This is a genomic window from Mycobacterium sp. WUMAC-067 (assembly GCF_020217485.1).
Classification (GTDB): domain Bacteria; phylum Actinomycetota; class Actinomycetes; order Mycobacteriales; family Mycobacteriaceae; genus Mycobacterium.
The window spans coordinates 41,058-49,000 of record NZ_JAEKMI010000037.1; the positions used below are offsets into that span (position 1 = coordinate 41,058).

Consider the following 7,943-nt stretch of genomic DNA (forward strand, 5'->3'; position numbering starts at 1 on the left):
CCGGCTTCATGATATCCACACCATCAACGAGCACCGTCGGCGATGGATATGCACCGACCCTTTCCACCACCACATCGTCAGCGATACCCACCTCAGACAGACACTCGGCGAGCAAGCGCCGAGCCGCCGCCGCATTCGGACACCCCGGGCTCGTGAGAAGCTCCACACGCATACATCCAGCTTCGCTCAACCCGCGCGAGTTCTGCACGCCTCCAGGCGGGGCCAACTGACACCGCCCAGGCGGAGCCAATTTAGGTTGACATAGGCACGGTGCACGAAATCGTCGTCATCGCCAACGGTGTGCGCGCCGGACGCACCACACCACTGGCCGCTGGTGCCACGACCGAAGCGCCGACGGCGGCTGCAACGCACACATAGGCCCACCACCAGTGGTGGCGCTGCTGGCTGACGCTGGCCTGACCGCTCAGCGGGCGCTATGCGCGAAGCCAGTCCCATGCGGGTTCGAGTTGATCGCGTGGAAACGTCTTCAGTTGACCGCGGATGAGCAGTGCCGCGGGTATTTTGACGCACCATTCTTCCCATTTCGGGGCGCCCAGCATGGCGATCTTGTCGAAGTGACGTCGATGTTTGAGGTCGAAGATCGTGTTGGCCCAGGCCGCGGGAAGGGTCCAGCCTTCAAAGGATTCGTCGATCAGGATCAGCACCCGCAACGTGGTGTACTGCTCCAGAAGGGAGTCGATTCGTGGGCCGAGCACGTCGCGGTAGGTTTGCCGGTTCAGCTTGCCGCTGAACCGGATTCCGACGACATTGCCGGTGCTGCAGGACAGGAACTCGATCACAGCATGCCCCTCCTGGGGAAGTGTCAGTGCGCGCGTGGGCCGTACATGATCACGGCGACGCCGGCCAGGCAGACCAGGGCGCCGATGATGTCCCAGCGGTCGGGTCGAAACCCGTCCAGCGCCATGCCCCAGGCCAGTGAGCCGGCGACGAACACGCCGCCGTAGGCGGCCAGGATCCGGCCGAAATGCGCATCCGGCTGCAGGGTGGCGACAAACCCGTAGATTCCGAGTGCGATGACGCCGAGCCCGGCCCATAGCCAGCCGCGTTGCTCGCGCACACCTTGCCAGATCAGCCACGCGCCTCCGATTTCGGCGACCGCGGCCAACACGAACAACAGGATTGAACGGATCACCATGGTGATGACCCTAGGAGACCTGGCCGGGCACTGGGGCCGCTGCCGGCTGTGATCGTCGGCACCGGCAACTGGTGTTCGTGTTCGGACGAGTGCACTGGCAGGTGTCGGCTCCGCGTCGGCGGTAGGCGCGGATCTGTGACACGACCACCCCGACGACTCCGACGGCGATGAGCGCGAATCCGAGTGGCTCTAGCCACCGGGAACCGACGAGCAGCATGCCACCGCCGGCGATGCCGGCCGCGGCCAGCAGTGGCACGACCACACAGCAGCCCACACATGCCAGCGCCCCGACGCCGATCGATGCCCACCACGCCTTGCGGGCGCGGTCGTCAGCAGCAGCCACCGGTGCCGCCTTTCGTCTCGTTGTCGGGTTCTGCGGTGAATGGTAGTGGGCAGCAGGGGCTTTCGGCGCAGGCGAGGAGGTCGTCACAGCCCGCGGCGAGCGCAGCACGCAGCGTGTCGCGCACGGCGGTAAGTTCGGCGAGCTTCTGGTCGACCTCGGCCAGTTTGGTGGCCGCCCGGGTGTGTAGTCCGGCCTCGGAGCGGCTACCGAGTCGGGTGGCGGCCAACAGGTCGGCGACTTCGTCGAGGGTGAAGCCCAACCGTTGCGCGGCCTTGATCACCCGCATCATGGTCACGGTTTCCGGTGGGTATAGGCGGTGTCCACCCAGTGATCGCTGCGGCTGGCGCAGCAGGCCGCGTCGCTCGTAGTAGCGCAGCGTCTCGGTGTTGACCCCGGCTGCGGCCGCGACCTGCCCGCTGCGCAATCCGCTGTCGCTCACCGCGTCTGCCCCGTCGTCATGTCACCGATCCGCTGTGCGAGGGCGTCGAGCACGTCGGTGTGCGACGGGGGAACGCCGATGCTTATCACCACATCCGAACCGGCCGTGTCGAAGTCGAAGCGGAAAAACGAGCAGCAGCCGACTTCGCGTGCCGCCAGGTCGCGGGCAGCGGCCTCGGCGTCGGCGGCCAGCACAAGATCCAACCGTGTGGCACTCACCCGTACCGACCGCAGCACCGATTGACCGAATAGCCCGTCGAACTCGGCCACCCGCAACGGCCGATCAACCGTGGGTAACGAGCACGAATCGGGCACCCAACCCGTAGTTTCCTCGCTGGCCATACGTCGACGATAAACCCGTACCTAGGTACGGAATGCAACCCTCAATCGGTGGCGAACGGCAGCGGGGTGGCCCTCAACCGTCTCGGCGGTCGGATTGTGTTGACTGGCCGGCGGGTGGTGCGGCCGCGGTGGACAAGTTGGCGGCCAGGGCCTGGACGCGCGTGGTGATGTCGTCGCGGATGATTCGCATGCGGTCGATGCCGTCGATGCCGCGCAGGGAGGGTTCGTCGGTGTCCCACCGTTGGATGGTGGTGCCGGGATGGTCCTCGAGTTGGGCTTGGGTGCCGACGATGACGACCAGATCGGCCTCGTCGAGCATCTGCTCGGTGAGTTGGGTGGGCTGATGGTCGCTGATGTCGACGCCGACTTCGGCCAATGCCTGCACCGATTGTTGGTTGACTGCACCCTTGGCGTGGGTGCCCGCCGAGGTCACGCGGATGTGCGGGCCGGCGATCTGCCGCATGAGCCCGGCGGCCATCACCGACTTGCCGGCGTTACTGACGCAGACGAACAACACGGATCTGTCGGCCATATCGGTGTTTTCCTTGGGTTTTCGCGATTAGCGGGTGATGGGCACGTTCAGATCGGTCAGGAGTCGGTGGATGCGTTCTTCGATGTCGTCGCGGATCGGGCGGACCGCGTAGAGGCCTTGGCCGGCGGGGTCGGGGAGTTCCCAGTTTTCGTAGCGTTTTCCGGGGAAGATGGGGCAGGCGTCGCCGCAGCCCATGGTGATGACGACGTCGGCGGCTTGCACGATTTCGTCGGTCCAGGGTTTGGGGTATTCGCCGGTGATGTCGATCCCGACTTCGTGCATGGCCTCGATGGCGGCGGGGTTGATCTCGTTGCCGGGTTCTGACCCTCCGGACCAGGCGATCGCGTTGTCGCCGGCCAGGTGGGTGAAGAAGCCGAGGGCCATCTGGGAGCGGCCGGCGTTGTGGGTGCATAGGAACAGGACGGTCGGTTTGCCGTCGCTGATCTTGCCTTCCACCCGGGCCAGGGCGTGGAGGCGCTGGCGGGCGAACCGTTCGGCCAGCAGCGGCAGGAAGTTGGGAATGGTGGCGCGGCCGGCGAACTGGTCGTAGGACGAGCAGAGGAACCGTTCGATGGTTTCGGTGCCGAAGGTGCCGTCGAACTCGCCGTGCAGACGGCTCGCCGCGGTTTTCAGGGCGAGTTGTTGGTCGATGGAGAGGTCGTGGCGCAGTTGGTGGGTGACGGGGCTGTCAGTCATCGGCTGGTTCCGTTCTCGTCGTCGAGCCGGTGGGCAGGTGTTGGGAGGTGTGGTGGCTGAACCGATTACGTAGCGCCAGCGAGACGTAGACCAATCCGACCAGGACCGGGACTTCGATGAGCGGGCCGACGACCCCGGCCAGCGCTTGGCCGGAGGTGGCGCCGTAGGTGGCGATCGCCACGGCGATGGCCAGTTCGAAGTTGTTGCCGGCGGCGGTGAACGCCAGGGTGGTGGTGCGCTCATAACCCAGATCCAACAGCGTGCCGAGCAGGTAGCCCCCGCCCCACATGACGGCGAAGTACGCCAACAGAGGTAGGGCGATGCGGGCGACGTCCCAGGGTTGGTGGGTGATCTGATCGCCTTGCAGGGCAAAGAGAATCACGATGGTGAACAGCAGACCGTAGAGGGCCCATGGGCCGATCGTCGGTAGGAACTTGGCCTCATACCAGTCGCGGCCCTTGGTTTTCTCGCCGATGCGGCGGGACAGGTAGCCGGCCAATAGCGGGATGCCGAGGAAGATGAGTACGGATTTGGCGATCTGCCACGGTGAGGTGTCGATGGTGGTTTGTTCCAGGCCGAGCCAGCCGGGCAACACCGACAAGTAGAACCAGCCCAGCACGGCGAACATGATGACTTGGAAGATCGAGTTGAGCGCGACGAGGACGGCGGCGGCTTCGCGGTCTCCGCAGGCCAGGTCGTTCCAGATGATGACCATGGCGATGCAGCGGGCCAGTCCGACGATGATCAGGCCGGTGCGGTATTCGGGCAGGTCGGGCAGTAGCAGCCAGGCGAGTGCGAACATCAGCGCGGGTCCGAGCACCCAGTTCAGGACCAGTGAGGAGAGCAGGAGTTTGCGGTCGCCGGTGACGGTGTCGAGGCGGTCGTAGCGGACTTTCGCCAGCACCGGATACATCATGATCAACAGGCCCAGGGCGATCGGCAGCGAAATCCCGTCGATCTGAACCTTTTCCAGAGCGGTGTTCAGGCCGGGGATCCAGCGGCCCAGCAGCAGCCCTGCGACCATGGCCGCGCCGATCCATAAGGGCAGGAACCGGTCGAGGGTGGAGAGCTTGCCGACGACCGCTGGAGGGGATGTGGTGGTGTCGGTCATGCCGATACTCCCGCCACGGTGTGGGCGGTGGTCGCGCCGAGGAGCACGGCCAGGCTGGCCAGCGCTTCGGGCACCACGGCGTAATACACCCACGACGCCCGGCGCTGCGAGGTCAGCAATCCAGCGTCCCGCAGCACTTTGAGGTGATGGCTGATGGTCGGCTGGGAGACTTCCAGCCCGGGTGAGATGTCACAGACGCAGGCCTCGCTGCCGGCGTGGCTGGCGATCGCCGAGAACAGCTGCAGCCGCACCGGATCGGCCAGCGCCTTGAGCTTGACCGCCATATCCGCCGCCACCGCCGCCGATATGGGTTCGTGCAGCAGGGCGCCCGGAGGGCAACACACTTGATCGGCCAACATCTCCCGGGACTTCGACATACATCGATATTGACAGCTATCGAATCAGATGGCAAATGAACGTCAGGTGAAGATGAGCTGGGCCGCGTGGAAGTCGAAATGGCGCCCTGGGTAGCGGTAGACGTCTTCGAGCGTCATGTAATCGGAGAAGAACGGATCCCATCCCGGCGGGAAGTGCATGCCGCGGCGCAGGGAGTCGTCGGTTTCTCGGGCGAGTCGTTGTTGCAGCGCGGCGATGACCCGGTCGAGTTTGGCGCCCATCCTGACCCGGTTGTAAACCAGGGCGGCGGCACACGATCCGTAGTAGTTGACGTGATGAAACGGCGTGGTCGCGGCGTTGAGCACCCGGGCGTAGGTGACGCTGACGCGGTCAGGCAGTCGGCCCATCACCCGCACCAGGGGCAGCAGTCGCTGCACGACCATGTAGCCGAACACCATGTGGAACAGCAATTGCTCGTTGGTCCAACGGGTTCCGCGCGTCGGGGCGCCCCAGTCGTCGGGACCGGCGGCCGCCAGTAGCTGGTGAAACGTGACACGCGCGCGCTCCAGATCGGCAGCGATGGCGTCGCGGTCCATGCCCCGATCATGCGCCTACCGCGGCCCGTGTGGCCACGGCCGCGGCAGGTCGCGAACGGTCGGCTAGCAGCAGGATGCTGCGGCTTGATCTGACTCCTTGGATGCGCCGCCGCAGCACACATCACCGTCACCCTCACTGGATTCGTCGAGGTGCTGTGGGCTGGCGCCGAATGTGTCGGAGTCGGCCAGCACGGTGTAGACCTCCCATTTCTCCCCGGCCGGGCCGGTCACCCAGACCTTGTCCTGGGTGGCGAAGCAACAGGTGGTGCCGATCTCCTCGTCGGTGAACAGCCCCTCGCCGGTCAGCCGGGCGATCTCGGCATGGACGGCTTCCCTGGACTCCACCTCGACGCCGAGGTGGTTGATGGTGCCGCCCTTACCGGGGTTTTCCAGCAGCACCAGCTTCAGCGGCGGCTCGGTGACGGCGAAGTTGGCATAGCCCGGCTTCACCTTCGCCGGAGTGGTGTTGAACAGCTTGGAGTAGAACGTGATCGCCTCATCGAGATCATCAACATTGAGGGCGAGTTGAACACGGGACATAATCCGCCTCCTCTAGGGCTGAGACATATATCGAATTGACGCGTCGACCTCAGGATGCCACCTTTTTGATATATGTCAAGATTGGTGGCAGGATGGGGTCATGCCCAAAGCGCTGCCCGTGATCGACATGTCCGCGCCGGTATGCTGCGCCCCGGTAGCCGCGGGCCCGATCAGCGACGACGACGCCCTGGCGGTGGCGATGCGCCTGAAGGCGCTCGCCGACCCGATGCGGGTCAAAATCATGTCTCTACTGTTCAGTTCGCGCCCCGGCGAGGAGACCAGCGGGGAACTGGCCGGGGCGCTCGACTTGAGCGAATCCACCGTCAGCCACCACCTGGGCCAACTCCGCAAAGCCGGGCTGGTGATCTCCGACCGTCGCGGCATGAACGTCTTTCACCGCGTCAAACCCGAAGCGCTCCAAGCACTCTGCGTGGTGCTCGACCCCGACTGCTGCACTTAGCCGACAGGTGAGCTGGACACCGTCGCCGCGCGCGCGGGTCAGCTGGGATGCTCCGGAATGACCGCCCCACGGTGAGATGATCAGGTGATCTGTTCGTGAAGGGTGTCGAGTTGGCCGTAGAGCAGCTCGATCGTTGATTGTTGTTCTGCCACGGTGGCTTTGAGTGCGGCGATCTCTTTGTCTTTGGCGGCGAGCCGGTGGCGCAGCGCAGCGTCGATGCTGGTTTCGCGGCCGGCCGGTGCTGGCTGGCGGGCGGCGGGGCGGTCGCGGTACTGCTTGATGAGGGCCACCAGGTCGTCGTGTTTGTAGATGGTCTTGCGGGACACCTTGGCGCGGCGGGACACGGTGGAGAAGTTGATGTCGGCGTTGGTCTTGCGCAGGTAGGCGATCGCTTTTTCGACGGCACGCCGCTTCTCATCGCTGCGGCCGTCGCGGTATTCGGCCAGCGCATTCAGTGCTTTCTGGGTGGGTGGCGGCGGCTTGGGGCGACTCATCGCGGCGTGTCCGGGTCAGCCTTGCGCAACACTGATTCGTGGCTTCCGCGGGCAGCAGTCTGCATCGTGGGTGCCCGGTTGGCGGTACCCGCACCGGCGACGCTGTTTGCGCCGTCATCGGTCACGTCGTCGCGGTGGAGCCGGTCGAGGATGGCGTCCAGGGAGGCGATTTCGCGTCGACGCTCATGGATCCACACGTTGTCGTCGGTGAGCTCGCGCCCGGTGCGGGCACGGTACTGTTCGCGGCGGACGTCGATCAGTTTCAGGGTCCTGGCGCGTTGGTCGACCAGTTCGTCGAGGTGGGTGGCGTCGGTGGCGAAATGCCCGCATGACAAGCAGGCGTTGCCTTTGTCGCAGGTGGCTACCGGTGGCAGCAGGCATACCCCGTTGGGCAGCACCCGGTCGGTGCGGGCCGAGAGCTGGGTCATGTCGTAGATGTCGGACGGGCTGATGGTGATATCGGTGCCATGGGCGCCGATCTTTTTGTGCCGCAGGAACTCCGCTTCGGCGGTCGCTTGCAGGGTGGCGGCATAGCGCAGGGTCATCGCCGGGGAGGCGTGTCCGAGATAGCGCTGCACCACATGGATCGGGACGCCGTCGTTGAGCAGCTCGGTGGCCCGGGTGTGGCGCAGCCGGTGGGTCTGGGAGAACCGCAGCGGGTGGCCGGCGGTGTCGGTGAGACCGTGGATGTTGTCGAGCCGATTGAGGATCCGGCTGTAGGAGTCATAGCTGCGTGGTCGTTGGCCCTGGTGCTGGTAGCGCACCCCGAGGAACAGGTACTTCGTCTCCAAATCCGGGTAACGCCGCCGGATCCAGTCTTGCTGTTCGCTGATCACGTTGACCACGGCCTGCTCGACCAGAATGGTGGGCACCACCCCGTCGACTTTGGTCTGCTGGTA

13 protein-coding genes and 1 pseudogene are annotated in these 7,943 nt (G+C 65.3%); 1 reads left to right on the forward strand and 13 read right to left on the reverse strand.

Translation table 11 applies throughout. The features are described from left to right. Positions 1-434: 434 nt before the first annotated feature. The 11 genes and pseudogenes from JF781_RS21405 to JF781_RS21455 all read right to left on the reverse strand — a co-directional run bounded on the left by JF781_RS21405 (position 435) and on the right by JF781_RS21455 (position 6,090). A complete protein-coding gene (locus tag JF781_RS21405; protein WP_036432576.1) occupies positions 435-800 on the reverse strand; it encodes an STAS/SEC14 domain-containing protein in 366 nt (121 codons plus the stop codon). Between the two features lie 23 nt (positions 801-823). Further along, positions 824-1,156 (reverse strand): YnfA family protein, encoded by a 333-nt coding sequence (locus tag JF781_RS21410; protein WP_036432578.1) that lies wholly within the window; start codon positions 1,154-1,156, stop codon positions 824-826. Positions 1,157-1,166: 10 nt separating this feature from the next. Beyond that, a complete protein-coding gene (locus JF781_RS21415; RefSeq protein ID WP_036432580.1) occupies positions 1,167-1,499 on the reverse strand; it encodes a hypothetical protein in 333 nt (110 codons plus the stop codon). Next, positions 1,486-1,938 (reverse strand): MerR family transcriptional regulator, encoded by a 453-nt coding sequence (locus tag JF781_RS21420; RefSeq protein WP_036432581.1) that lies wholly within the window; start codon positions 1,936-1,938, stop codon positions 1,486-1,488. The genes JF781_RS21415 and JF781_RS21420 overlap by 14 nt, the downstream gene beginning before the upstream one ends. Next, positions 1,935-2,279 (reverse strand): hypothetical protein, encoded by a 345-nt coding sequence (locus JF781_RS21425; RefSeq protein ID WP_036432584.1) that lies wholly within the window; start codon positions 2,277-2,279, stop codon positions 1,935-1,937. Before JF781_RS21425 ends, JF781_RS21420 begins: the two co-directional genes overlap by 4 nt. 73 nt (positions 2,280-2,352) lie before the next feature. Next, the gene (locus JF781_RS21430; protein WP_036432587.1) at positions 2,353-2,811 is read right to left on the reverse strand and encodes a low molecular weight phosphatase family protein; all 459 of its coding nucleotides are present in this window, start codon (positions 2,809-2,811) and stop codon (positions 2,353-2,355) included. Positions 2,812-2,838: 27 nt separating this feature from the next. Next, on the reverse strand, positions 2,839-3,507 hold the full coding sequence (locus JF781_RS21435) for an arsenate reductase ArsC (protein ID WP_055119549.1): 669 nt from the start codon (positions 3,505-3,507) through the stop codon (positions 2,839-2,841). A 57-nt stretch (positions 3,508-3,564) separates the two neighbouring features. Then, a pseudogene (gene arsB, locus JF781_RS21440) lies at positions 3,565-4,618 on the reverse strand (ACR3 family arsenite efflux transporter); the annotation flags it as partial. After that, on the reverse strand, positions 4,615-4,995 hold the full coding sequence (locus JF781_RS21445) for a metalloregulator ArsR/SmtB family transcription factor (RefSeq protein ID WP_036432596.1): 381 nt from the start codon (positions 4,993-4,995) through the stop codon (positions 4,615-4,617). The pseudogene arsB and the gene JF781_RS21445, both read right to left, overlap by 4 nt. Before the next feature lie 42 nt (positions 4,996-5,037). Next, positions 5,038-5,550, reverse strand: coding sequence for a DinB family protein (locus tag JF781_RS21450; protein ID WP_036432600.1), 513 nt, complete (start codon positions 5,548-5,550; stop codon positions 5,038-5,040). Positions 5,551-5,613: 63 nt separating this feature from the next. Further along, entirely contained in the window at positions 5,614-6,090 is a 477-nt protein-coding gene (locus JF781_RS21455) for an ArsI/CadI family heavy metal resistance metalloenzyme (RefSeq protein WP_036432603.1), read from the reverse strand. A 100-nt stretch (positions 6,091-6,190) separates the two neighbouring features. Here JF781_RS21455 and JF781_RS21460 point away from each other — a divergent pair, with 100 nt between their 5' ends. Next, a complete protein-coding gene (locus JF781_RS21460; RefSeq protein ID WP_036432606.1) occupies positions 6,191-6,550 on the forward strand; it encodes an Rv2640c family ArsR-like transcriptional regulator in 360 nt (119 codons plus the stop codon). Positions 6,551-6,630: 80 nt separating this feature from the next. On the opposite strand, the gene JF781_RS21465 is transcribed toward JF781_RS21460, so the two are convergent. Both JF781_RS21465 and JF781_RS21470 read right to left on the reverse strand, forming a co-directional pair. Then, positions 6,631-7,044 (reverse strand): DUF6262 family protein, encoded by a 414-nt coding sequence (locus JF781_RS21465; protein WP_036432609.1) that lies wholly within the window; start codon positions 7,042-7,044, stop codon positions 6,631-6,633. Beyond that, positions 7,041-7,943: tyrosine-type recombinase/integrase (locus JF781_RS21470; protein ID WP_225329386.1), on the reverse strand; the 903-nt coding region annotated here is incomplete at its 5' end. The genes JF781_RS21465 and JF781_RS21470, both read right to left, overlap by 4 nt.

Bases quoted from the DNA above. Each gene is read 5' to 3' on its own strand.
- JF781_RS21450 (WP_036432600.1), bottom strand. From the start codon at position 5,550: ATGGACCGCGACGCCATCGCTGCCGATCTGGAGCGCGCGCGTGTCACG.
- JF781_RS21445 (WP_036432596.1), bottom strand. From the start codon at position 4,995: ATGTCGAAGTCCCGGGAGATGTTGGCCGATCAAGTGTGTTGCCCTCCG.
- JF781_RS21465 (WP_036432609.1), bottom strand. From the start codon at position 7,044: ATGAGTCGCCCCAAGCCGCCGCCACCCACCCAGAAAGCACTGAATGCG.
- JF781_RS21410 (WP_036432578.1), bottom strand. From the start codon at position 1,156: ATGGTGATCCGTTCAATCCTGTTGTTCGTGTTGGCCGCGGTCGCCGAA.
- JF781_RS21425 (WP_036432584.1), bottom strand. From the start codon at position 2,279: ATGGCCAGCGAGGAAACTACGGGTTGGGTGCCCGATTCGTGCTCGTTA.
- JF781_RS21460 (WP_036432606.1), top strand. From the start codon at position 6,191: ATGCCCAAAGCGCTGCCCGTGATCGACATGTCCGCGCCGGTATGCTGC.
- JF781_RS21430 (WP_036432587.1), bottom strand. From the start codon at position 2,811: ATGGCCGACAGATCCGTGTTGTTCGTCTGCGTCAGTAACGCCGGCAAG.
- JF781_RS21435 (WP_055119549.1), bottom strand. From the start codon at position 3,507: ATGACTGACAGCCCCGTCACCCACCAACTGCGCCACGACCTCTCCATC.
- JF781_RS21455 (WP_036432603.1), bottom strand. From the start codon at position 6,090: ATGTCCCGTGTTCAACTCGCCCTCAATGTTGATGATCTCGATGAGGCG.